Annotated in this window: 23 protein-coding genes; 13 read left to right on the top strand and 10 right to left on the bottom strand. The window is 67.0% G+C overall.

Annotation, left to right across the window (positions count from 1 at the left end):
- Positions 1-98 precede the first annotated feature (98 nt).
- Both LK996_RS11790 and LK996_RS11785 read left to right on the top strand, forming a co-directional pair.
- Positions 99-911, top strand: coding sequence for an alpha/beta fold hydrolase (locus LK996_RS11790; RefSeq protein WP_230527475.1), 813 nt, complete (start codon positions 99-101; stop codon positions 909-911).
- A gap of 86 nt (positions 912-997) precedes the next feature.
- Positions 998-1,294: a hypothetical protein gene (locus LK996_RS11785; protein WP_230527473.1), complete on the top strand. Its 297-nt coding sequence runs from the start codon at positions 998-1,000 to the stop codon at positions 1,292-1,294.
- 6 nt (positions 1,295-1,300) lie between these two features.
- Here LK996_RS11785 and LK996_RS11780 read toward each other — a convergent pair whose 3' ends face one another.
- Genes LK996_RS11780 through LK996_RS11770 form a run of 3 tightly spaced genes read right to left on the bottom strand, consistent with a single transcriptional unit; the run spans position 1,301 to position 4,567 of the window.
- A complete protein-coding gene (locus tag LK996_RS11780; protein WP_230527472.1) occupies positions 1,301-1,528 on the bottom strand; it encodes a tautomerase family protein in 228 nt (75 codons plus the stop codon).
- A 52-nt stretch (positions 1,529-1,580) separates the two neighbouring features.
- Positions 1,581-3,068: an esterase/lipase family protein gene (locus LK996_RS11775; protein ID WP_230527470.1), complete on the bottom strand. Its 1,488-nt coding sequence runs from the start codon at positions 3,066-3,068 to the stop codon at positions 1,581-1,583.
- An 11-nt stretch (positions 3,069-3,079) separates the two neighbouring features.
- Positions 3,080-4,567: a phospholipase D family protein gene (locus tag LK996_RS11770; RefSeq protein ID WP_255656805.1), complete on the bottom strand. Its 1,488-nt coding sequence runs from the start codon at positions 4,565-4,567 to the stop codon at positions 3,080-3,082.
- A 109-nt stretch (positions 4,568-4,676) separates the two neighbouring features.
- Between LK996_RS11770 and LK996_RS11765 the strand changes: the two genes are divergently transcribed.
- From LK996_RS11765 to LK996_RS11755, 3 genes are read left to right on the top strand one after another with little or no spacing between them, the layout of a single operon-like run.
- Positions 4,677-6,350: an MFS transporter gene (locus LK996_RS11765; protein ID WP_230527466.1), complete on the top strand. Its 1,674-nt coding sequence runs from the start codon at positions 4,677-4,679 to the stop codon at positions 6,348-6,350.
- Complete coding sequence (locus LK996_RS11760; RefSeq protein ID WP_230527464.1) at positions 6,347-7,507, top strand: HlyD family secretion protein; 1,161 nt, start codon at positions 6,347-6,349, stop codon at positions 7,505-7,507. Before LK996_RS11765 ends, LK996_RS11760 begins: the two co-directional genes overlap by 4 nt.
- Positions 7,504-8,880 carry an efflux transporter outer membrane subunit gene (locus LK996_RS11755; RefSeq protein ID WP_230527462.1) on the top strand — a complete coding sequence of 459 codons (1,377 nt, stop codon included), beginning with the start codon at positions 7,504-7,506 and terminating at the stop codon, positions 8,878-8,880. The genes LK996_RS11760 and LK996_RS11755 overlap by 4 nt, the downstream gene beginning before the upstream one ends.
- Before the next feature lie 13 nt (positions 8,881-8,893).
- On the opposite strand, the gene LK996_RS11750 is transcribed toward LK996_RS11755, so the two are convergent.
- Positions 8,894-9,532 carry a TetR/AcrR family transcriptional regulator gene (locus tag LK996_RS11750; RefSeq protein WP_230527460.1) on the bottom strand — a complete coding sequence of 213 codons (639 nt, stop codon included), beginning with the start codon at positions 9,530-9,532 and terminating at the stop codon, positions 8,894-8,896.
- A gap of 101 nt (positions 9,533-9,633) precedes the next feature.
- Here LK996_RS11750 and LK996_RS11745 point away from each other — a divergent pair, with 101 nt between their 5' ends.
- Positions 9,634-10,710 (top strand): HlyD family secretion protein, encoded by a 1,077-nt coding sequence (locus LK996_RS11745; protein ID WP_230527458.1) that lies wholly within the window; start codon positions 9,634-9,636, stop codon positions 10,708-10,710.
- 8 nt (positions 10,711-10,718) lie between these two features.
- On the top strand, positions 10,719-12,329 hold the full coding sequence (locus LK996_RS11740) for an MFS transporter (RefSeq protein ID WP_230527456.1): 1,611 nt from the start codon (positions 10,719-10,721) through the stop codon (positions 12,327-12,329).
- Positions 12,330-12,349: 20 nt separating this feature from the next.
- Here the strand turns inward: LK996_RS11740 and LK996_RS11735 are convergent, their stop codons facing one another.
- Complete coding sequence (locus tag LK996_RS11735; protein ID WP_230527454.1) at positions 12,350-13,177, bottom strand: alpha/beta hydrolase; 828 nt, start codon at positions 13,175-13,177, stop codon at positions 12,350-12,352.
- Between the two features lie 39 nt (positions 13,178-13,216).
- Positions 13,217-14,521, bottom strand: coding sequence for a tetratricopeptide repeat protein (locus LK996_RS11730; protein WP_230527452.1), 1,305 nt, complete (start codon positions 14,519-14,521; stop codon positions 13,217-13,219).
- A 153-nt stretch (positions 14,522-14,674) separates the two neighbouring features.
- Between LK996_RS11730 and LK996_RS11725 the strand changes: the two genes are divergently transcribed.
- A complete protein-coding gene (locus LK996_RS11725; RefSeq protein ID WP_230527451.1) occupies positions 14,675-16,096 on the top strand; it encodes a basic amino acid/polyamine antiporter in 1,422 nt (473 codons plus the stop codon).
- A 27-nt stretch (positions 16,097-16,123) separates the two neighbouring features.
- Positions 16,124-17,377, top strand: a complete 1,254-nt coding sequence (arcA, locus tag LK996_RS11720) for an arginine deiminase (RefSeq protein ID WP_230527450.1) — start codon at positions 16,124-16,126, stop codon at positions 17,375-17,377.
- A gap of 1 nt (position 17,378) precedes the next feature.
- Here the strand turns inward: arcA and LK996_RS11715 are convergent, their stop codons facing one another.
- The 4 genes from LK996_RS11715 to LK996_RS11700 all read right to left on the bottom strand — a co-directional run bounded on the left by LK996_RS11715 (position 17,379) and on the right by LK996_RS11700 (position 20,176).
- The gene (locus tag LK996_RS11715; RefSeq protein WP_230527449.1) at positions 17,379-18,200 is read right to left on the bottom strand and encodes an alpha/beta fold hydrolase; all 822 of its coding nucleotides are present in this window, start codon (positions 18,198-18,200) and stop codon (positions 17,379-17,381) included.
- A 119-nt stretch (positions 18,201-18,319) separates the two neighbouring features.
- Positions 18,320-19,207, bottom strand: coding sequence for an RNA polymerase sigma-70 factor (locus LK996_RS11710; RefSeq protein WP_230527447.1), 888 nt, complete (start codon positions 19,205-19,207; stop codon positions 18,320-18,322).
- A gap of 61 nt (positions 19,208-19,268) precedes the next feature.
- A complete protein-coding gene (locus LK996_RS11705; protein WP_230527445.1) occupies positions 19,269-19,697 on the bottom strand; it encodes a cupin domain-containing protein in 429 nt (142 codons plus the stop codon).
- Positions 19,694-20,176: a carboxymuconolactone decarboxylase family protein gene (locus LK996_RS11700; protein WP_230527443.1), complete on the bottom strand. Its 483-nt coding sequence runs from the start codon at positions 20,174-20,176 to the stop codon at positions 19,694-19,696. Before LK996_RS11700 ends, LK996_RS11705 begins: the two co-directional genes overlap by 4 nt.
- Before the next feature lie 186 nt (positions 20,177-20,362).
- Here LK996_RS11700 and LK996_RS11695 point away from each other — a divergent pair, with 186 nt between their 5' ends.
- The 4 genes from LK996_RS11695 to LK996_RS11680 all read left to right on the top strand — a co-directional run bounded on the left by LK996_RS11695 (position 20,363) and on the right by LK996_RS11680 (position 23,035).
- Positions 20,363-20,638: a sigma factor-like helix-turn-helix DNA-binding protein gene (locus tag LK996_RS11695; RefSeq protein WP_230527441.1), complete on the top strand. Its 276-nt coding sequence runs from the start codon at positions 20,363-20,365 to the stop codon at positions 20,636-20,638.
- Positions 20,635-21,657, top strand: coding sequence for a LysR family transcriptional regulator (locus LK996_RS11690; RefSeq protein ID WP_343225879.1), 1,023 nt, complete (start codon positions 20,635-20,637; stop codon positions 21,655-21,657). Before LK996_RS11695 ends, LK996_RS11690 begins: the two co-directional genes overlap by 4 nt.
- Positions 21,658-21,764: 107 nt before the next feature.
- Positions 21,765-22,541, top strand: a complete 777-nt coding sequence (locus LK996_RS11685) for an SDR family oxidoreductase (RefSeq protein WP_230527440.1) — start codon at positions 21,765-21,767, stop codon at positions 22,539-22,541.
- Positions 22,538-23,035 (top strand): Ohr family peroxiredoxin, encoded by a 498-nt coding sequence (locus LK996_RS11680; RefSeq protein ID WP_230527438.1) that lies wholly within the window; start codon positions 22,538-22,540, stop codon positions 23,033-23,035. Before LK996_RS11685 ends, LK996_RS11680 begins: the two co-directional genes overlap by 4 nt.
- Positions 23,036-23,037: the final 2 nt, after the last annotated feature.

The raw sequence follows: 23,037 nt of genomic DNA, 5'->3' as shown, positions 1-23,037 counted from the left end.
TTGCGGCTCGCGGAACGCTTGGTTGCACCGGGAGCGCTTTGACGGGCAGTCCTCACGCCCGAAATCCCATGTGTCGCAAGCCACTTCGCAGGCCGCACATGAACAGGTTCTCCAGCTTCCTCCTTGGCGCTGCGCTGATCGCCGCAAGCTCGACCGTTGCCGCTGCCGACAAGGCGCCGGCGGAACCGCCGGTCGATTCGCCAACGGTCGTCCTCGTGCACGGCGCGTTCCTCGACGACGCTTCGTCCTGGAACAAGTTGATTCCGGTGCTCGAAGCCAAGGGCATCAAGACCGTCGTCGTGGACAATCCGCTGACCTCTTTGCAGGACGACGTCGATGCCACCCGTCGCGTCATCGACGCACAGACCGGTCCGGTCGTGCTGGTGGGGCATTCGTGGGGCGGCACGGTGATCACCGAGGCCGGCGCGAACGCGAAGGTGAAGGCGCTCGTGTATGTCGCGGGCTTCGCACCGTCTGCCGGCGCGTCGTCGCGCGATGACTTCAAGGATTTCCCCGCAGCGCCCGGCCTCGCGAATCCGGTGACCACGCCCGACGGTTACGTGACGTTGGCACGACAGACGATCCTCACCGACTTCGTGCAGGACGTGCCGCCGAAGGACGCGGTGGTGATCGCCGCGTCGCAGGCGCCGCTCCGCGCCGCGAACTACGACGAGCACGTGGGCACGCCCGCGTGGATGTCGAAGCCGAGCTGGTACATCGTCGCGGAGACCGATCGCATGTTCGATCCCGATGCGCAACGCGCGCTGGCGAACAAGATCCAGGCGAACACGGTGTCGCTGTTGTCGGGCCACGTGCCGATGCTGTCGCGTCCGGATGATGTTGCGAACGTGATCGAAGACGCCGTTCGTTCGTTGGATGTTCGCGGCGTCGCGGCGCTCAGCCAGCGGTAACGCCCCGCCTGTAGCGCCGACGCTGGCCGGGTTGAAACGGCCAGACCGTTGCGTGGGTGTCACGTCCGCCCGGAAGGAGGTGCCCCATGTACGCAACGACTCGGCGGTATGAAGGCGTGACCGATCCCGGCGAGGCAGGGCGCCGGGTCAACGAAGGCTTCGTGCCGCTCATCAGGCAGATGCCGGGGTTCGTGGCGTACTACTGGGCGGACGCCGGGGGTGGCGTAATGATCTCGACGAGCGTCTTCCAGGATCTGGCGGGCGTCGAAGACTGCAACAGGCAGGCTGCGGATTGGGTGCGCCAGAACATGGCGCCATTGCTTCCGAATCCGCCGCAGATCACCGCGGGTGAAGTTGTCGCGCACACGGCGAAGCAGGGATAGCTTCGCCTACACGCTGTATCCGGGCTTCTTGTAGAGATTCCCCGGCTTCGCGGTGATATCGGGCGCGACCACCTTCTCGGCCCATTCTTCCGACGGGATCTCCTCGAAGGACACCGACACGGAGGCCTCGCGCGAGCCGAGGAGGTCGATGACGTTCCGTGCGATCGCGTCGGCCAGCGCGGTCTTCTGCGCTTCGGTCTTTCCCGGCCACAGCTTGACGATGACGTGGGGCATGTCGTCCACCCTGGTTTTGTGCGATCGCCATCATGCGCCTGTTCGCAGCGGTTCACTCGCGAAGGATGCGCAGGACCTCCGCGATGGCCTGCGGATTCTCGTGGACGCGGTGCCCCGATTCGACGACGAGCGACGATGCGGCGCCGGGAAGCAGCGCGCTGTCGAGCGGCACGACGCCGTCGGTTCGGCGACCCGGTTGCGCGCCGGCGATCGTGTGATACGGAAATCCGGCAGGCGGCAACAGCGCTTCGGTCGCGCGACGCACGGGCTGCTCCGATTGCAGGGTCGTGATGCTGTTGATCCACCCTTGCCGGAGCACATCGCGCATTACCGGTCGCAACGCCGATGGATTGGCATTGGCGATGCGGCGCATCGCCTGCACTTCGATCGCGCGTCGTCCAACGAAATCCCCGGTGACGCGCCCGAGCATGGTGGCTGCCTCGGGGCTTCCTCGATGCGGCGCTGCGAGGAAGATCGCGCGGGACACGCCCGGATACGGATGGAAGAAGAAAATCCGCTTGATCACGTCCAGGTCTTCCGCACGCGCATCGAGCGACTCGGGCGGAACGAGGAACGCGGCATTCCATGGCGCATCGCCGCTGTCGGAGCAGAGCAAGCGAGCGACCACGCCGCCCATGCTGTGGCCGACGAACACGGCACTCGCGCGCGCCCTTGCGTTGCCGGTCGGATCGAGCACATGCCATGCCTCGTCCAGGTAGTCCTGGATGCGCAGGCGCGCCGCCAGCAGCGGCGCATCGGTCTGATGCACCACTTGCCAGATCTGGAATCGCGCGCGGAGTTGCTCGTCGCCCCAGATCGCATTCGACAGATGCGACCAGATCAGCGGATTGCTGCCCAGGCCATGGATCATCACCAGCGGACGCTTGCCGGGGTCATAATCCTCGAGCAGGTACAGGCCGGAGCGAAGTCCGATTTTCTTCCCGCCCACCAGGCCCCACAGGCCCAAGCGTTCGAGCTTCGAGATCTCCATGCACCACGCATACGCCGCGGACGTGTCGCATGCGAGCGGGAAGCGATGCGCGCCGATCGAAACCGCATCGAGTTTCAGTGGATCGGCCAGCACGAGGCGAGGTGTTGCATCCTCGCGAGCATCGGGCTCGATCCACGCAGTGAGATTGCGGAACGCGCCGGTTTGCGGCGCGAGTCGATCCAACGACGACGCATCCTGGCGGGACGACAACGTCGCAACAGGCACGCCGAAACCAGGACGGCTGTGACGCTGGCCGCCGAATACATCCATCGCGACATCCTGCGCACGCCTGATCCGCAGCGGCGGTCGAAGATGGTCCGAGACGTCGCGAAATTCGACGTGCAAACCTACGTCGCCCACTTGTCGCGGTCCCGCCGACCATCCATCGGGATGCTGCCGCAGCACGCGTGCGAAGACTTCGGCGGACGCCCGTGTCGCCATCGCCGCGGCTGCATCGGACAACGTGCGATCGTCGTTGTCGATCGCGCGATACGCGTCGATCGCGCGCTGCAACCACGCTTGCAACGCATTCGATTGCGAAGCGCTCATCGCGGCGTGCGCTACAACTGCGACTCGATCGGCAACCAGCTCGAAATTCGCACGAGCGCGCGACGCCAGAGACCGGCGTCGGGTTCGCGATCGAGCACGCGTTGCGTGGGCTGCGCGCCGTCGAGCCAGCGCAGGTCTCCCTGCTTGTCCCGGTACACCCGGTAACTCAGGTCCGAACCGCTCAGGCGCAAGTATTCGTCGCGCAGTTGAGACGCCATCACCGGGTCGTCGAACAACACGCCCATCTCGGTGTTGAGGTTCTTCGAGCGCGGGTCGACGTTGAACGAACCGACGAAGCCGCGCTCGCCGTCCAGCACGAAGGCCTTGGTGTGCAGGCTGGCCCGCTTGCCGACGAGCGTCTTCGCCGTGCGCTCGCGCGCGCTGGCACGAAGTTCGTGGATGTCCACGCCGTGTCCGACGAGGCGGCCCCGGTACGCAGCGTATCCGGCATGCACCGCGTAAACGTCGGTGGCCGCCAGCGAATTGGTGACGACGCCGACTCGCGCGCCGCGCTTCGTCAAGGCGGAGAGCATCGCCGTGCCGTCTTCACCCGGCACGAAGTAGGGCGAGATGACATACACCTCGCTGCGTGCGGCGGAGATCCTCGACGTGAGTCGCCCGACCAGCCATTCGGCGCGGTTGTCGCTCGCGCCTTTCACCGGTGGATCGGCGACGATCTGGATGCCCGCGCTCCAATGGGGATGCAGCACATTGCCGTAGTAATCGCGCGCCAGTTGCGAATCGGCGACGCGATCGAGATAGCGTCGCGCGCCTTCGCCCCGGGCGTCGCGAATGACCTTGGCGAGCAGGGCGCGCAACGCCTCCGGTTTCCCGGCGCCCAGCGTCGAAATGGGCACCGCCGCCGTGCTGTTCCAGTAGGCGTCGAAGATGGCCGTCGCCTGCTGTGCCGCCGGCCCGAGCAGGAGCAGGTCGAGGTCGCGGAAGTTCACCTCCGCGTCGGCGCTGAAGTACTGCTCGCCGATGTTGCGTCCCCCCACGATCGCGACACGGCCGTCGGCGATCCACGCCTTGTTGTGCATGCGGTGGTTCATGCTGACCATGCGCCTCATCAGTTCGAAGGCGCGTCCGACGCTCTCGCGGTTGCGGAACGGGTTGTACAGCCGCAGCTCGATGTTGGGATGCGCGTCGAGGGCGAGCAGGTGCGGATCGAGGCCGCTCGCATTCATGTCGTCGAGGAGGATGCGCACGCGCACGCCGCGCTCGGCAGCGTCGTGGGCTTCGCTCGCCAGCAGGCGCCCGGTGAGATCGTTGTGCCAGATGAAGTACTGCAGGTCGAGGCTGCGTCCGGCCTTGCGTGCAGAGAGGGCGCGCGCCGCGAACGCGTCGACGCCATCGGTCAGGAAGATCGCGCCGGTCTTGCCGGGATGCGCGGCGAGCAGCGGCGAGAGTTCGCGATCGATCCCGGTCTGCGCAGGCTGCAACGGCAATGCATGGCTCGGCACGCCGGTGGCCTGGGGTGCGAGTCGGTTCGTGAGCAAGAGGGCGCCTCCAACCAGGGCGATCAGGAACACGGGAGCAAGGACAAGCCGGTAGGACACGCGCCGCACCGTTTCAGCCTACACCCGCGATGCGCAACCCGAATGGGTGATGCATCGTGCCAACCGACTTGGCGACGCTGTGGGCATGGCGACGGCGCAACAGGACTACGTCTTCGGACCGGATGAACAGCCGGTCGTGCCGGGCTCGCCTTACACGCCCTGGCATCCGTGGCCGCGCCGGGTCAAGTACGGATTGGTCGCGATCGGCGTCGGCATCTCCGGGTCGTTCGCCAACGCGCTGGTGACCGTCAATATCGCGAGTCTCGCGGGCGGCATCGGTGAGTACGTCGTGCTCGCGAGTTGGCTGCCGGCGATCTTCGTTGCGATGAACGCCTGCGCCAACCTGATGCTGATCAAGTCGCGCTGGCGGTTCGGCATTCCGCTGATCACGCGCGCGGTCGTCGTGTTGTACGTGTGCATGGCGTTGCTGCAGTTCGCGATGCCCGGGTTCGCCACCGCCATCGCGGTGCGCGCGGCGAGCGGCATCGCCGCGGCCGCGCTGACGACGCTCGGCCTCTACGCGTTGCTGCAGGCGCTCTCGAAGAAGGTGCGGCCCGCGGCGGTCGCGATCGCGATCGTGCTTCCGCAGTTCGCCACGCCGCTTGCGCGCATGGTGCCGGTGGAGTTGCTGGCGCAGGACGCTTGGCGCGGACTGCGCCTGTTCGAATTGGGCACGGCGCTGGCCGCGCTTGCGTTCACATGGTCGTTGTCGTTGCCGCCAAGCCATCGGTTGCAGGCGTTCGAGCGCCTCGACTTCGTGACGATCGCAATCCTGGTGCCGGCCTTCGTGCTGCTCTGCGGCGTGCTGGGCCTGGGGCGCGTGGTGTGGTGGACGGACACGCCGTGGCTCGGCGTGATGCTGGCCGTGTCGGTGGTGTTGTTCGCGGTCGCGATCGGCATCGAACGCTCCCGCAGGGTCCCGCTCATCCACGTGACGTGGCTGGGCACCGCCGATCTCCTGCGCTTCACGGCGGTGGCGGTCCTCGTGCGACTCGCACTCGCGGAGCAAAGCTACGGGGCGGTGGGGTTGCTCACGTCGGGCGGGTTGAACAACGATCAATTGCGCACGTTGTTCCTGTGGGTGCTCGTGGCGATGGTGCTGGGAACGCTCACCGCCGCGGTGACGTTGTCGCTCGCGCGCCTGCCTTACCAGGTGATGGCCGCGGCCTTCATCATCGCGATCGGCGCCTGGCTCGACAGCGATGCCAACAATCTCACGCGACCGGAACAGTTGTACGTGAGCCAGGCGTTGATCGGTTTCGGCACGACGCTGTTCATCGGGCCGGCGCTGTTGTACGGACTGTTTCGCCTGCGCGCCGCCACGCCGCAGTTCCTCGTGAGCTTCGTCGTGCTCTTCGGCGTGACGCAGAACGTCGGCGGCCTCGCGGGATCGGCGTTGCTCGGTTCGTACCAGCAGATCGCGGCGCGTGAGCATGCGCAGGTGCTCTCGGCGCAGTTGGTCGCGTCGGACGCCAACGTCGCGACCCGCTTGCAGGGAGGCGCATCGACGCTTGCGCCGAGCGTCGTCGATCCCGGTCTGCGCAGCGCGCGCAGCGGCGCACTCCTGGCGCAGGCGTTGAACCGCGAAGCGAACGTGCTTGCGTTCAACGACGTGTTTCGCGTGGTCGCGATCCTCGCCGCGGCCACGGGTCTCTACGTGGCGTATCTCATTGCCGTGGCCGCCCGGAAGGGCGATCCATCGGCGCTGGACCCGAACCGATGAGCAACGACAACGTTCCGCCGCCGCAGGCGCCACCGCCGCAACAGCCACCGCCGCAGCCGTCATCCGCGCCCGCTCCCGGGCCCGCGCCGCCGCCGGGTGGGAACGCCGCACCGTGGCGTCCGCCGCCGTTGCGCCGGCGCAATCTCGTGTTGATCGCGGTGCTCGCCATCGCGGCGCTGTTGTTCATCCTGTCGGCGTGGGACCTGCCGCCCTTCGGTGGCCGCGTGCAGACCACCGACAACGCGTACGTGAGAGGGCGCGTGGCCTTCATCGCGCCGCAGGTCAGCGGCTACGTGGTCGCCGTGCACGTGCACGACTACCAGGACGTCCGCAAGGGGCAGCCGTTGGTGTCCATCGACGATCGCATCTATCGCGCACGCGTCGAGCAGGCGCGCGCGAATCTCGCCGCGCAGCGCGCAGCGCTGGCCAACAGCGCGCAGGCGCGTGCGTCGCGTAGCGCCGGGATCGATTCCCAGGTGGCGGGTTTGGCGAACGCGCGCGCGCAGCTGCTGCGCGCGCAGGCCGACATGGCGCGCGCGGAAGACCTCGTGCGCGACGGCTCCATCTCGATCCGCGAACGCGACCAGACCGCGGCGACCCTGCGACAGGCCGAGGCGGGCGTGCGGCAGTCGCTGGCCACGCAGGAAATCGCACGCCAGGATCTGCGCACCGTCGATGTCGGCCGCGCCGGACTGCAAGCGCAAGTCGAAGCCGCGGCCGCGCAACTGCATCTCGCCGAGATCGACCTCGGCAACACCGTCATCCGCGCGCCGGAATCCGGGCAGGTCGGCGAAGTCGGCGTGCGACTTGGCCAGTACGTCACCAATGGCGTGCAACTGATGGCGCTCGTGCCTCCCGATCGCTGGATCATCGCGAACTTCAAGGAGCAACAGATCGCGCGCATGAAGCGAGGACAGAAGGTGCGCTTCACCGTGGATGCATTGGGCGGCGAGGAGATGACCGGACGTGCCGAACGTCTGTCGCCTGCCGCCGGTTCCGAGTTCGCGGTGCTCAAGCCGGACAACGCGACAGGCAACTTCGTGAAGGTGCCGCAACGCATCGGCGTGCGCATCTCGATCGATCCCGGCCAGGCCGCATTGCCGCGGCTGCGACCCGGCATGTCCGTCGTCGTGCATGTCGACGACCGATCGCCATGAAGCGCATCGCAGCGCTGGCGTGTTGCATGTTCCTGCTCGCGGCATGCATGGGACCACGGCCCGATCCGCCGCCGGCGGCGAATGTCGTCCCGCCGGCCGAATGGCTCGGTCCCGCCGCGACCGGCGCGGCCGATCTGCGCGGCGACTGGTGGCGCGCGTTCGACGATCCCGTGCTCGATCGTCTCGTGGAGGAGGCGATCACCGGCAACGTCGACCTCGCGATCGCCGCCGCGCGCGTCGACGAAGCGCGTGCGCAGTTCCATTTCGTTGAAGGCCTCGCCGGGCCGGACGTGGCGTTCTCGGCCACCGGTGGTCGCCAGCGTGCTGTGAATGCTTTCGGGCGCGGATTGACGCAGACGTACGGGCAGGCGCAGGTGTTCGCGTCCTACGAAGTCGATCTGTTCGGGCGCCTGCGCGCGGCCAGTGAATCCGCGAGGGCCTCGCTGCTCGCGACCGAGGAAGCACGCGACACCCTGCGCCTGTCGGTCGCGGCCACGATGATCGGCGGCTACATCACGCTGCGCGCGCTGGACGCACGCCTCGTGCTGCTGCACGACACGCTGGAGGCGCGCGGGGAAACCTTGCGCCTCATCCGCAGGCGCGTGGACGCGGGCTACGGAACGCGACTCGAACTCGCGCAATCCGAAGCCGACTATCAGGCCGCCGCGCAGGCCATTCCGGCAACGCAACTCGCGATCGCGCGACAGGAACACGCACTGCGCGTCCTGCTTGGCGACAATCCCGGCGGCATCGTGCGCGGTCTCGCGCTCGTCGACCTGCGCGTCGCGGAACCGCCGCCCGCAGGCGTGCCTTCGTCGTTGTTGCGCAGTCGCCCCGACATTGCGCAAGCCGAGCATCAACTCGTCGCCGCCGATCGCAGCCTCGATGCGGCGCGCGCGGCATTCCTCCCGCGACTCCAGCTTTCCGGCTCGCTGGGCACGGTGGAATCGAACATCCTGCGCAGCGGCGTGGATGTCTTCACTCTCGGCGCAAGCGTGCTCGCGCCGCTCTTCCAGCGCGGAAAGCTGGAAGCGCAGGCGGACGCGGCGGCCGCGCGTCGCGACCAGGCCGCCTTCGCGTATCGCCGCACCGTGATCGTCGCGTTCCGCGAAGTGGAGGATGCGCTCTCCACGATCCAGCGCAGCGCGGAACAGGAGCAGGCGCTGCAAGCGCAGAACGAGGCGGCCACCGCGGCTTTGGAACTCGCCACGAAGCGTTACCGGTCGGGCTACTCGCCGTACCTCGAACAACTCGATGCGCAGCGCGCGAAGCTCGCCGGCGAAATCCTGCTGATCCAGGCGCGCGCCGATCGACTGACGGCGATCGTGTCGCTGCATCAGAGCCTGGGCGGCGGTTGGACGGCCGTGCGCTGAGTGATCGAAGCGATCACCTGGCGAGAACGCCGACCAGGAAGATGTCGACCACGCGCTCCACGCGCGCCCGTTGTGCGCGTTCGCCCAGCGGCTTCCGAACACCCAGCACGACTTCCAGGTGGGATTCGTCGCGCAGCATGCCGATGAAGTGTTCCGCGGCTTCGCGGGGATTGGCGACGTCGACCAACCCTGCACGCGAATAGTGCCGAAGCAGCCGCGCCAGGCTTTCGGTCGCGCGGCCAGGGCCGCTCTGGAGAAACGTTTCGGCGAGCCCGGGCATCCGGCCACTCTCGGCGATCACCACGCGGTAAAGCGCGATCGTTCGGGGATCCATCAGGATGCCCATGATCGCCCGTGCTGCACGGATGAGTTCGTGGCGCACGTCGTCGCCCGCGCGCTCCTCCGGTTCGATCGCGACCAACGCCTGTTCGGAGAGGTCGGCGATCATCGCGGCGAACAGGTCTTCCTTGCCGCCGAAGTGGCTGTAGATCGCGCGCTTGGAGCCGCCCACCTTGGCGATGACTGCGTCGACGCTGGTGTTGGCATAGCCGTCGCGGAGGAAGAGTTCGCTGGCCGCGTCGAGGATCTGGCTGCGCAGGGCGTCGGTGTTGCGCCGGCTCCGACGCTGCAGGGAATCGTTGGGATTCGGCATGGGCACGATCCGTGGGACTTGACGCGCAGGGTACCGACGATTACCTTTCTGCTCAATCGGTACTGCAAAGTACCTAACTCGCGAAGCCAGCGGACACCGACATGAACCCGACCTCCCCCCGGAATGCGCGCAGGCGCCGCGTCCTTCTCGTCGTGCTCGCCAGTTGCACGACGGTGGGCGCCCTCGCGTGGGCGACCCATGGCTGGCTGTGGAAGGGCGCGTCGGTCTCGACGGACAACGCCTACACGCGCGGTGAGGTCACTCCGATCGCGCCGCGTGCCTCCGGCTACGTGTCGGAGGTGCTCGTCGACGACAACGCGGCGGTGAAGAGCGGCGACGTGCTCTTCCGGATCGAGGATGCCGACTACCGTGCGCACCTCGAGGAGGCGCGCGCCAACGTGTCGCGCCAGGTTTCCGCGCTCGCGAGCCTCGAGAAGCAGATCCAGTTGCAGGAGACGATGATCGGCCAGGCGGGCGCCGAAGTGCGCGCCGCCGAAGTAGAGGCGAATCGCGCATCGCTGGACGCGCGTCGATTCGCGGACCTCGTGGCGCAGAACGCGGCCAGCCGGCAGGCGCAGGAAGCGGCGGACGCCACGCATCTCAAGGCGCTGGCGGCGAGCGACGCGGCGCGCGCGAATCGCACGGCGCAATCCGACAAACTCCAGGTGCTCCGCGCGCAGAGGCAGGAGATCGCCGCCGCGATGCGGCAGGCCGAAGCGGCACGCGAACTCGCGACGATCGCGTTGGGGCATACGGTGGTCCGCGCGCCCGTCGACGGCGTCGTCGCGAATCGCCAGGTGCGCGTCGGTCGCTACGTCGCGCCTGGCGCCGCCGCGTTGTCGCTGGTGCCGCTGCGCGACATCTGGGTGATCGCCAACTACAAGGAAACGCAGCTGACCGACGTCAAGGTCGGGGATCGCGCCGAAGTGACGTTCGACATGTATCCCGGCGTCGAGCTCAGCGGCACGGTCGACGGCATCGCGCCAGGCAGCGGCGCGCAGTTCGCCTTGCTGCCGGCCGACAACGCCACCGGCAACTTCACGAAGATCGTGCAGCGCGTGCCGGTCAAGATCGTGCTGGCGCCTTCGCACGCGTTGTCGGGCAAGCTGTTTGCCGGGCTCTCGGCCGAAGTGACGATCCACGCAGACAGCGGCGGCGCCACGACCGCGACGAATTGAACGCCGACATGGCCAGTGTGCTGCGCCGGTCGATCGCGCTGTCCGCCATCGCTGCGTTGATCGCGGTGGATGGTGTCAACGGCACGCTGTCGTCCGTCAATCGCGCGCAAGTGATGGGCGGGTTCGCGGCGACGCCCGACGAAGCGGCATGGTTGAACATCGGGTACGTCGCGGCCAAGCTCATGGCGTTCGCACTTGCGCCCTGGCTCATTGCGCGATACGGCATGAAGCGCACGGTGTCGATCGGTGGTTGGTGTCTCGCGGCAGCGACTGCAGCGCTCGCGTTTGCGCCTGCACTCGAAGCGGCGGTCCTGGTTCGTGTCGCGCAGGGCCTCTTCGGCGCGCTCGTCCTGGTGGGCGGACAAACGCTCGTGTTCCGTTCCTACTCGGCGACCAGGCAACCGCTGCTGCAAGGAACGCTGGCATTGGCGCTCGTCGTCGTGCCCGTGATGCTCGCGCCCGCGTTGCATGGATGGGCGACCGATCACGCCGACTGGCGCGTCGTGTTCGTCGGAGGTTCGCTGGCGGCGGCGCTCGCAGCCGGCGTGTTCCATCTTTCGCAGGACGCGGATGCTGTTTCCGTTGCGTCACCGCAAGCGCCCGCGTTCGGCACGATGCTCCTGCTCGCTTCGGGCATCGTGGGCGGGGTCTACGTCCTGCAGGAAGGGGCGCGATTCGACTGGTTCGATGCCGGCCACATCCGGCTGGTCGCGGTGCTCGCGAGCATCGCGCTGGTCGCCGCCTCGTGGCTATGGGTCCGTCGTCCCGCGACGCTGCGATTCCTGCGAAGCATCGGTGGAAACGGCGACTTCGTCCTCGGCTTGTGCGCGAGCTTCTTTGCGGGCTTCGCGCTGTTCGGCAGCGGCGCGGCGATTCCGCTGTTCGGCACCGTCGTGTTGTCGCTCAGTCCGGAATACGTCGGGCAACTTGCGCTGACGAGTTCCATCGCGGTCGCAGCCGGTTTGCTGCTGGCCGCCGCGGTCCTGCAATCCGGTCGCGTGCCGAGTCTCGCGCCGGTGCCCGTCGGCATCGTGCTGTTCATGGCGGGCATGTGGCTGCTCTCCTTCTCGAGCGCGCAGACGGGCGAGCCGCAGGTGCGGCTCGCGACGTGGCTTCGCGGCTTCGGCATGGGCGTGCTGTTCGTCTCGCTCACGATGATGACGCTGGGTCGATTGGCCAGCGGATGGATGGCCAACGGCGTCGCGCTGTTCAACGTCGGCAGGCAGGTGGGCGGACTGGCGGGGCTGGCATTCGTCACGACGATGCTGGAGTGGCGCATGCCCGCGCACGCGATGGTGCTGTCGCAGTACCTGCAGCCGGGAAGCGCCGCACTGGAGTCGACGCAAGCCGCTGCGACGAGCGCGCTGGCGGGAACCATCGACGGCGCGTCCGATGCTGCGTCGGCGAGCACCGCATTGCTCGCGCGGATGGTCAATCAACAATCGGGCGCGCGCGCCTTCGATGAAATCTTCCTCGGGCTCGCGCTGCTCTTCGTGGTCGCGATCCCCGTGATGGTGGGCATCAAGCGGCACCTGGCGACGCGGGCGCCGCGTCGCGCGCGAACCGACGTTCGCGCCCACGAGGCACCTCTGTCCGATCCCAGCGAAGCGCTCGCGTAAGCGAGCGCGGGGTCACGCAGTCAGCGGCAAGTCCGCGCGGCGGGCTCGCCGATCGGGAACAAGGCTTCGAGCACCGATCGCTCCATGCCGAGATAGATGTTGGAGTGCTTCAGGTCCGGGCGCGGTTCGTAGCGCCATTGCAGCGACGAGACCGGTGTTGTGCGCAGCACATCGGCAAACTGTCCGACCTCGCTGACGTTGCCGTCGACGCCGGCCGAAGCTAGGAACAAGCGCGCTTTCCCATCCGCGGGCCACGCAGCGATGATCGCGGCGGCCTCCTGCGTCATCCGCCCCTTGTTCCACCACAGGCTCGGGTCGAGCGCGATGTACGTGTTGAACAAACCGGGCGCGCGCAGCATCGATTCGACGATGAACAATCCCGCGAACGACTCGCCGATGATCGCGCGCTCGCCGTTGGTGCGATAACGCGCGTCCACGATGGGTTGCAGTTCGTGACGGAAGAAGTCGCGCAGCTTTCCCGAGCCGCCGGGCGTCTTCGTGACTTCGAGGTCCGCGGGATCGTCGGTCGGCCACGTCATGTCGCGGCGACGATTCGTGTTCTCGAGGCCAACGACGATCATCGGGCGGATGCGCGACGCGCGAATGAGATCGTCGACCGCCGAAGCCACGTGCGGGAAGTCCTCCGCCGTTCCGCCATCGGGCATGTAGAGCACATCGTAGCGATCGGCGGCGCAGCGGTCGTAATCCGGCGGAAGATAGACGTTGATGCGGCGGACTTCACCGAGGCGCGGGGATTCGATGCGCAGCGATTCATGGCGCACTTCGGCGGCCGCGATGCCGGGCAGGGCGCAGGAGAGAAGCAGGGCGGAGGCAAATGCGCGCGTCACGTAACCGACCCGTTCGGGGAATGATCGGTGCAGGTTACTTCAGAACCCCTTGCGCACGTTGACCCAGGCTTCCGTCGAACTGTAGTTGAACCCCACCACGTTGCTCTGGTCGCGGATGTACAGCAGCTCCGGCCGCAGCGACCACCCGTCCGCGAACGCCCAGATCAGGCCCGCGCCGCCTTCGTAGAGGTTGTCCTCGCGTCGCAGGATCACGCTCTCGTCGAGCGCGTCGGGATGGAAGTGCATGCGATCGGTGTTGTACACGTCGCGTTGCCACCAGGCGTAGGCGAACGCGTCGAGCGATGCGCTGAACGTCCAGTCGATGCTCGCGGTCGCGCCGTACAGGTCGGAGTCGCCGTCGGGTCGGGAGGTCGCGTAGTTCCGGCCGGCGTGCCCGATGAAGCCGAAACTGCCTGCGCCATCGGCGAAGGTGTGGTTCCATCCGGCGCTCGCGATCGCCGCGGTGCGACTCCGCGGACGCAGGGGGCCGTGCGGATAGCGGCGGCGTTCCACCGACATGCCGAGCGAGAACGTCGAGTCGACGTCGAGGTTGCGCGTCCAGTCGATGTAACCGGAGACGTCGTTGCGATAATTGCCTTCGCCGCGATAGCTCACGCGCCCGCGCAACCCGCCGGCGAAGCGGCTGTCGTCGAAGCCCGCGCTTCCTGCGAGGCCCCAGCGCAGGTCGCGGTCGTCGCGCGACCCGTCCTGGTAGTCGCGATGGCGATAGTCGAGGGTGAAGTCGATGGCGTGCCTGTCGTCGATGGCATGGTTGAGTCCGCCGCCCACGCGCACGTTGTAGAACGTTTCGCGCCGGTCACCGCCGCCGAGTGCGTTGGTGCCGCGCGTCGAGTTGACGCGATAGCGGCCCCCGCCGGCGGCGACGTAGCCGAACATCGTCGTGCGCCGAGCTTCTTCCAGTGCCTCGCGCGCGGCCTCGTCGTAGATCTGCACCTGCGTCAGGAGGTCCAGCGGCAGGTTGTCGAAATGCAGCACGAGCGCGAACTGGTTGCGCGCGCGTGCGTCTTCGCCGAGTGCGTGGTACGCGCGGCCCAGGGCGAGATGCGTGGCCGCTCGGTCCGGTGCGAGCGCGATGGCGCGTTCGAGAGCCACGCGCGCACGCGCGGCATCGCCGATGCCGAGTAGCGCGCGACCCAGCCAATAGAGGAGCGACGGGTCGTCGGCGTTCGTCGCTTCCAGCGGCGCGAGCAACGCATGCGCCTGCGTGTACTTGCCTTCGCGCACCAGCGATTCGGCAGCGGTCAGCGCGTCCTCCTGGGCGTGCAGGAAGAGCGGAACGATCGCGAGCAATGCGGCGCAAGCTGTGCAGCGACGAAAGCGCATCCGCGCTCCCCAGGCAACACAAGGCGTGCATCAGGCGGCGAGCGCCGTTAACGCGATGTCTGTGGACTCATCAATACCGATTAACCGGATCCTTACGTGAATGGCGCGATCCTTCGCGGGCTTCGTCCGTTCAGTTGATCGCTGGGGTCGAACATGGGTGGTCAGAAGATTTCAAGGACGCAACTGACCGCCATGGTCGTCGGCGGCATGGTCGGTGCGGGCATCTTCTCGTTGCCGCGGACATTCGCGAGCGCGACCGGTCCGTTCGGCGCGATCATCGCGTGGCTCATCGCCGGCACCGGCATGTACATGCTCGCGCGCGTCTTCCAGTTCATGGCGGAGCGCAAGCCGGAGCTCGACGCCGGCGTGTTCGCGTATGCGAAGGAAGGGTTCGGCGACTACCCCGGGTTCCTCTCCGCCTTCGGCTACTGGATCGGCAGTTGCATCGGCAACGTGTCGTACTGGGTGCTGATCAAGAGCACGCTGGGCGCGTTCTTCCCGGTGTTCGGCGAAGGCAACACGGTGGTCGCGATCGTGGTGGCGTCGATCGGCATCTGGGCGTTCCACTTCATGATCCTGCGCGGCGTGCAGCAGGCCGCGGCGATCAACAAGATCGTGACGATCGCCAAGGTGATCCCGATCCTGGCCTTCATCGTGATCCTGGCTTTCATGTTCAAGGCCGACATGTTCCGCTTCAACTTCTACGGCGGCGACCTGACCGGGTCGGTGTTCGAGCAGGTGCGCTCGACGATGCTCGTGACCGTGTTCGTGTTCCTGGGCATCGAGGGCGCGAGCGTGTATTCGCGCTATGCGCAGAAGCGCGAGGACGTGGGCTTCGCGACGATCAGCGGGTTCTTCATCGTGACGGCGCTGATGGTGCTGGTCACGCTGCTGCCGTATGCGGTGCTGGAACGCGCGACCGTCGCGGGCATGCGCCAACCCTCGATGGCCGCGGCGCTGGAAGCGGTGGTCGGGCCGTGGGGCGCGATCTTCGTCAGTGTCGGCTTGCTGGTGTCGGTGCTGGGTGCCTACCTGGCGTGGTCGCTGATCTGCGCGGAAGTGCTGTCCGCCGCGGCGCGCAACCGCGACATGCCGAAGCTGTTCGCGGTCGAGAACGCCAACAAGGTGCCATCCGCCGCACTGTGGGCCACGAACATCATCGTGCAGCTGATCGTCATCACGACGTACTGGTCGCGCGACGCCTTCAGCCTGATGCTCAACCTCACCAGCGCGATGTCGCTCATCCCGTTCCTGATGGTGGCGACGTATGCCTTCATGGTGACGCGGCGCGGCGAGACCTACGACAGGATCCGCCCGCACGACCACGGGCGCGACCTCGCCATCGCGGTCGTCGCGACGATCTACACCGCGTTCCTGCTCTACGCCGGCGGATTGAAGTTCATCGTGCTGTCCGCGGTGCTGTATGCGCCCGGCACGATCCTCTACGTGTGGGCGCGACGCGAACAGGGCGTGGCGGTGTTCGCGCGCTGGATCGACTGGGTGATCTTCGCCGCCGCCGCGATCGGCGCGATCGTGGGCGTGTACTGGATCGCCACGGGTTACATCGAAATCTGACATCAACGACAAGCACGGAGCAACGCCATGGCCGCAGCCATTGAACAAGCGTTCGGTGTCCATTCCGAAGTCGGCCAACTGCGCAAGGTGATGGTGTGTTCGCCGGGGCGCGCGCACCAGCGACTGACGCCGACGAACTCCGATCGCCTGTTGTTCGACGACGTGCTGTGGGTCGACAACGCCAAGCGCGACCACTTCGACTTCGTGTCGAAGATGCGCGACCTCGGCATCGACGTGGTCGAGATGCACAATCTGCTCGCGGAGACCGTTGCGATCCCCGAGGCCAAGAAGTGGATCCTCGACAACCAGATCGTGCCGAACCAGGTCGGCCTGGGGCTGGTGCACGAGATCCGCAGCTATCTCGATGGCATGGACCCGCGCGACCTGGCGGAAACACTGATCGGCGGATTGTCGATCGAAGAGTTCCCCGAGAAGTTCGGTGGAGATGTCCTCAAGGTCGTTCACGAAGCGGTCGGCCAGACCGAGTACCTGTTGCCGCCGCTGCCCAATACGCTGTTCACGCGCGACACGACCTGCTGGATCTATTCCGGCGTGACGCTCAATCCGTTGTACTGGCCCGCGCGCCACGAGGAGACGATCCTCGTCACCGCGATCTACAAGTTCCACCCGCAGTTCGCCGGCAAGGTGAACGTGTGGTGGGGCGATCCGCTCGCCGACCACGGCATCGCGACGCTCGAAGGCGGCGACGTCATGCCGATCGGCAGGAAGAACGTGCTGATCGGCATGAGCGAGCGCACGTCGCGGCAGGCGATCAGCCAACTGGCCAGCGTGCTGTTCGCGAAAGGCGCGGCCGAACGCGTGATCGTCGCGGTGGTCCCGAAGATGCGCACCGCGATGCACCTGGATACGGTGTTCACGTTCGCCGATCGCGACCTCGTGCTGCTCGCGCCGGAGTTCATCAGCCAGGTGCGGACCTTCTCGTATCGTCCGAGCGACCACCCGAGCGGCATCTCGTTGCATCGCGAGGCCAAGCCGTTCGTCGACGTCGTCGCCGAAGCGCTCGGCCTCAAGGCGCTGCGCGTCGTCGAAACCGGCGGCACCGCGTATCAGCAGGAGCGCACCCAGTGGGACAGCGGCGCGAACCTCGTCTGCGCGTCGCCGGGCGTCGTGTTCGCCTACGACCGCAACACGCACACCAACACGCAGCTGCGCAAGGCGGGTGTTGAAGTGATCACCATCGTCGGCGCGGAGTTGGGCCGCGGACGAGGGGGTGGACACTGCATGACATGTCCGATCGTCCGCGACCCGGTGGACTACTGATTCAGCTACGGATGAAGGCCAGCAGTTCCGGATTCACCACGTCGGCGTGCGTCGTGCACATGCCGTGCGGGAAGCCCGGATAGATCTTGAGGGTCGCGTTCTTCAGCAGCTTGCTCGAGCGCATCGCGGAGATGCCGACCGGCACGATCTGGTCGTCGTCGCCGTGCATGACCAGCGTCGGCACGTCGATCTGCTTGAGGTCTTCGGTGAAGTCGGTTTCCGAGAACGCCTTGATGCATTCCCACTGCGCGTTGGACGCGCCCATCATCGCCTGGCGCCACCAGTTCTGGCGGATCGGCTCGGACAGCGTCGCGCCTTCGCGGTTGAAGCTGTAGAACGGAATCGGGAAGGTCCAGTAGGCGTCGGCGCGATTGTTCGCGAGCTGCTTGCGCAGGTCGTCGAAGACTTCCAGCGGAATGCCGTCCGGCGTCTTGTCGCTCTTCACCATCACCGGCGGCACCGCGCCGATCAGCACGAGCTTGGCGACGCGACCCTTGCCGTGCTTCGCGACGTAGTGCGTCGCTTCGCCGCCGCCGGTGCTGTGGCCGATGTGGATGGCATCGCGCAGGTCGAGCTGCTGCACGAGCGCGGCGACGTCGGCGGCGTACGTATCCATGTCGTGGCCGCCCGACGTCTGCGTCGAACGTCCATGCCCGCGGCGGTCGTGCGCGATCACGCGATATCCCTGCGCGAGGAAGAACAGCATCTGCGCGTCCCAATCGTCGGCGGTCAGCGGCCAGCCGTGATGGAAGACGATCGGTTGGCCGCGGCCCCAATCCTTGTAGAAGATCTGCGTGCCGTCGGCCGTGGTGATGAAGCTCATGGGGGTTTCCTCTTCGATATCGCCGCGGGATCGCGGCGCAGGCCATAACGTAGGCTCGCGCCCGGCGAGCCGGTAGATATCGAGTGGGATGCGCGGTGTTGCGTTCCGCGCACCAATCGCTACTGCAGGTGCAAAGGCCGGTGCGACAGGATCTGTCGCAGCTTCTCCGGGTTGCGCTGCACGTAGATGCGCTGGATGTGCTCGCCGTCGCTGACATACGACTGCGCGGATTCGAGCTCGCCGTTGAAGTAGCGCAGCAAGCCGACGTTGCCGTTGATGAGCGCGAGTTCGATGCGCATGCCGTTCTCCGGCCGCAACGACGGCGCATACAGCAGCTGTGCGATGCGCTCGCCGCCGACCATCGGTTCCGGGAAGCTCTGCACGACGCCGCCGCCGTCGCCCATCAGGACCGCGGACTCATCCATCATGTCCTTCAGGCCGAGGAAGTCGCCTGTCGACAAGGCTTCGGCGAAGCGCTTCATCAGCCGCTGGTGCGCATCCTGCGTGACGACGTAACGCTTGCGGTCCTCGAGCAACTGCGCCTTCGCACGGTGCACGATCTGGCGGCACGCGGCTTCGCTCTTGCCGAGTGTCTTCGCGATTTCGGCGTAGTCGGCGTCGAAGACTTCGTGCAGCAGGAACGCGGCGCGCGCATCGGGCGCGAGCCGCTCCAGCACGAGGAGGAAGGCGATCGACACATCGCTGGAGACTTCGTTCAACTGTTCCGGCGTGGTCGGACCGTCGGTGAGGACCGGCTCGGGCAACCAGATGCCGACGTACTGCTCGCGGTTGGTGTGCGCGGAACGCAAACGGTCGATCGCGCGGCGGGTCGTGGTCGCGACCAGCCACGCTTCGGCGTTGTCGATCGACGCCTGGTCGGCTTCGTGCCACTGCAGCCAGGCGTCCTGCACCACGTCCTCGGCTTCGGCGAGCGAGCCGAGCATGCGGTAGGCGGCGCCGAGCAATCTGGGTCGCAGGCGGCTGAAGGTGTCGGTGGCGTCTTCCATGTCCGGACAGACGAGGAGGAAGACGCCATTGTGACATCCGGGTGGCGGGGCCCGGCTTCCCTCATTCGAGGGGCGTGAGCACCGGCTTGTCCTTGTCCTTGAGCAGCACGACCACGAACTTCGCGGGCTCGGTCTTGCTTGCGTTGCGGCCGACGGTGTGGATGTCGTTCGGTCCTTCGTGGAAGGTCTGGCCGGCATGCAGCGTGACTTCCTCGCCGCCCTTCAAGCCCATCACGATCGTGCCTTCGAGCACGTACAGGAAGGCATGCGCGTCGTGGCGATGCACGGGGTCTTCGCCACCGGGCGGATACTCGACCACGAGCATCGTCGCTTCCTTGCCCGGGTATTCGGGCAGGTCCTGGGTCATCACCGCGGTGACGCCTTTTTCGCCGGCGTGCGACGGCCCGGCATAGCCGATCGCAGCGGCGACCAGCAGCAGCGCGCCGGTGACGACCGACGTGGCGCGGAACTTCGAAGTCTTCTCGCTCATGACAGATTCGCCTTGTCGAGCCCGAACGCTTTGTCCAGCGAACCGGGCGTGGTGTTGAAGCCGACGTTGACCCGGTTCCAGGCGTTGACCGCCATCACCGAGAACGTGAGGTCCGAGAGCTCCTTCTCGGAGAACTGCGTGCGCACGCGATCGTAGATGTCCTGCGGCACGCCCTGCGGCGGCAGCGACGTGAGGGCTTCGGTCCATGCGAGCGCGGCGCGTTCGCGCGGTTCGAACAGCGTCGATTCGCGCCACGTCGCGAGGTGGTACAGGCGCAGCGGCCGTTCGCCGTGGATGGTCGCGGCCTTGCTGTGCATGTCGATGCAGAACGCACAACCGTTGAGTTGCGAAGCGCGGATGGACACCAGGTCCTGGATCGCCGGCTCGATGCCGGATTTCGAAACGAGCATGCTGAACTCGACCAGCTTGCTGAAGAGTTCGGGCGACTGCTCGCGGTAGTCGATGCGTTGCTGGCTCATGGGGGAGAGGCCTCGTTGGGTGAAGGCCCACAAGCTAGGCCCGCACCCGCTCGCCGGGTAGGCATGGCAGCGGACGCACCGTGTTGCCTGTCCCGCACCAATGGCAGCAAGAAGCAGGAGCAAAAACAGGGGTCAGAGCACCATTTCCTCCTGTCACAACTGCGCGCCCTGGTTCGACTACTGGGCATGGACAAGGAATACGTCTGGTCGGAGTTCCTGGCAGTGCTCGATTCGCTGCCGCCGACCACGCGCGCCGTGTTCCTGCTGCACCGGCTGTTCGATGCCAGCTTCGAAGACATCGAACGCACCACCGGTGTGCGGAGGGAAGCGTGCAGGGACCACCTCGACGTGGCCCGGCGCGCGATGTGCGACGCAGCAAGACGTAATCCCGATTCCAAACAGGCCGATTCCACCCAGGTTGACCCCACCCAGGATCATTCCCCCCAGGATCCAACGCGATGACCATGACCCTCCAGTCCCGCGATCCCGATCGCGATCTGCTTCCCACCAGCCTGTCGGCGAGCTACGCCGGCGTGGTCGCGTTCCTCGCGGTTGCGACCGAAGGCAGCTTCGCGCGCGCTGCCGACCGGCTCGGCGTCGGCCGCTCCGCGGTGAGCCGCAGCGTGCAGAAGCTGGAAGGACAGCTGGGCGCGCGCCTGTTCTCGCGCACGACGCGCTCGACATCGCTGACCGCCGAAGGCGAGGTGTTCTACGACGGCTGCCGGCCGGGCGTCGACCGCATCCTGCAGGCGATGGAAGAGATGCGCGACCTGCGCGAAGGGCCGCCGCGCGGCCAGCTGCGCGTGTCGGCGACGCACGGGTTCGGGCGCAAGGTGATCGCGCCGCTGCTGTCGCGCTTCCGTGAGCGATATCCCGAGGTCGCGGTCGAACTGATGCTCGACGAGCGCGCACCCGATCTCGCCGGCGAGCGCGTCGACGTCGCATTCCGCGAAGGCACCCTCGAAGACAGCCAGGTCGTCGCCAAGCAGCTGATCCCGATGCAGATGATCGTGTGCGCATCGCCGTCGTACGCGGCGCAACATGGTTTGCCCTCGAAGCTCGAGGACATCGATTCGCGCTGCTGCATCACGCTGCGTTCGGCCAATGGCCGCCTGCAGCCGTGGAGCTTCAAGGTCGAAGGCGTGTCGACGTCGGTGACGCCGCAGGGCGCGATGACGTTCAACGATTCCGAACTGGCGCTGCAGGCCGTCCTGCGCGGCGAGGGCATCGCGCAACTTCCCGCGTGCCTTGCGGCCGATGCGATGAAGGCGGGCCTGCTCGTAACCGCACTCGACCAGTACGCGCCCGACGACCGAGGCCATTTCCTTTGCTACCTCAGCCGCAAGCAACTGCCCAAGCGCATCCGCGCCTTCATCGATTTCATGACGACCGAGATCCGCGCGATCGATCTCGACACGATTTCGCAGTGGCGCCCGGTCGTCGCCGAGGCAGAGGCCGTCGCCGAGGCGGTCGCCGGCTGAGCGATTGGTGCGCAAAAGGCAACACGCTGCGTCCGCGCCCAGGGCTACTCGCACGCAGCGCCGGTTCCTAGCATCGGACCCTGGGCTTATTCACCGGAGGGAAGACAATGAAGATCCTGGTCATCGGCGGCACCGGCCGCATCGGCAGCAAGGTCGTGCAGCGCCTGCGCGACGCGGGCAACGAAGTGCTCGCCGCTTCGCCCGATACGGGCGTGAACATCCTGACGGGCGAAGGGCTCGACGCCGCGATGGCGGGCGCTTCCGTCGTCGTCGATCTCGCGAACTCGCCGCCGCCGTACACGGGCGACGCGGCGCTGAAGTTCTTCCGCGCGGCGGGCGAGCACATCCTCGCGGCCGAAAAGAAGGCGGGCGTGAAGCAGCACGTCGCGCTGTCGATCGTCGGCACCGACCGTCCCGGCATCAACGACTACTTCATCGCGAAGGCGGAGCAGGAGCGCCTGATTCGCGAATCCGGCGTGCCGTACACGATCATCCACTCCACGCAGTTCTTCGATTTCCTGCCGGGGATCATCGAGTCGGGCACCGACGGCGACACCGTGCGCCTGTCGTCCGCGCTCGTGCAGCTGATCGCCGCCGACGACGTCGCCGACGCGGTCTCGCGCAATGCACTGGCGCCGCCGGTCAACGGCGTCGTCGAAATCGCCGGCCCGGATCGCGTGTCGATCGCCGACGTCGGCAAGCGCTTCATGGATGCGGTGCACGACACGCGCGAAGTGGTCTCCGATGCGCAGGCGCCGTACTTCGGCATGCCGCTCGATCGCGATGCGCTCGTGCCGCTGGGCGATGCGTGGAAGGGCTCGATCGACTTCCAGCGCTGGTTCGCGCAATCGGGTTACGGCAAAGACACGTCGGCGAACGCATGACCACCCTCAAGCCCCTGCCGCTCGGCACGCTGGACAAGTTCGTCGGCGACGAGGCGGAAGCGTTGTACACCGGACGCGTGCTCGTCACCGGTGGCGAGGCTGCGCATGGACGCGCCTCGGGCGTGGTGTGTTCCGACGACGGTGCGCTGCGCGCCGACCTGCGCCTGCCCGAACACCTGGGCGGGCCGGGTGGCGGCAGCAATCCCGAGCAACTGTTCGCGGCCAGTTACGCCGCGTGTTTCCACGGCGTCATGAGCCTGCTCGCCGCGCGCCACGGCATCGAACTGCACGATGCGCGCGTCGAGGCGGCGGTGACGTTCGCACGCGATCCGGTGGACGGCTTGTTCCTGCTGTCGGCCGAATTGCGCGCGCACTTGCCGGGCGTGGATCGCACGGTGGCCGCCGAGCTGGTGCGCCACGCGGAGCGCTACTGCCCCTACGCCAAGATGTTCCGCCAGGGCATCGCCCACGTCGTTGCGCTGGCGCCAGAGTGAGA

The organism is Noviluteimonas lactosilytica (genome assembly GCF_020866925.1).
Classification (GTDB): domain Bacteria; phylum Pseudomonadota; class Gammaproteobacteria; order Xanthomonadales; family Xanthomonadaceae; genus Noviluteimonas; species Noviluteimonas lactosilytica.
This window is presented reverse-complemented; position numbering and strand designations above follow the sequence as displayed.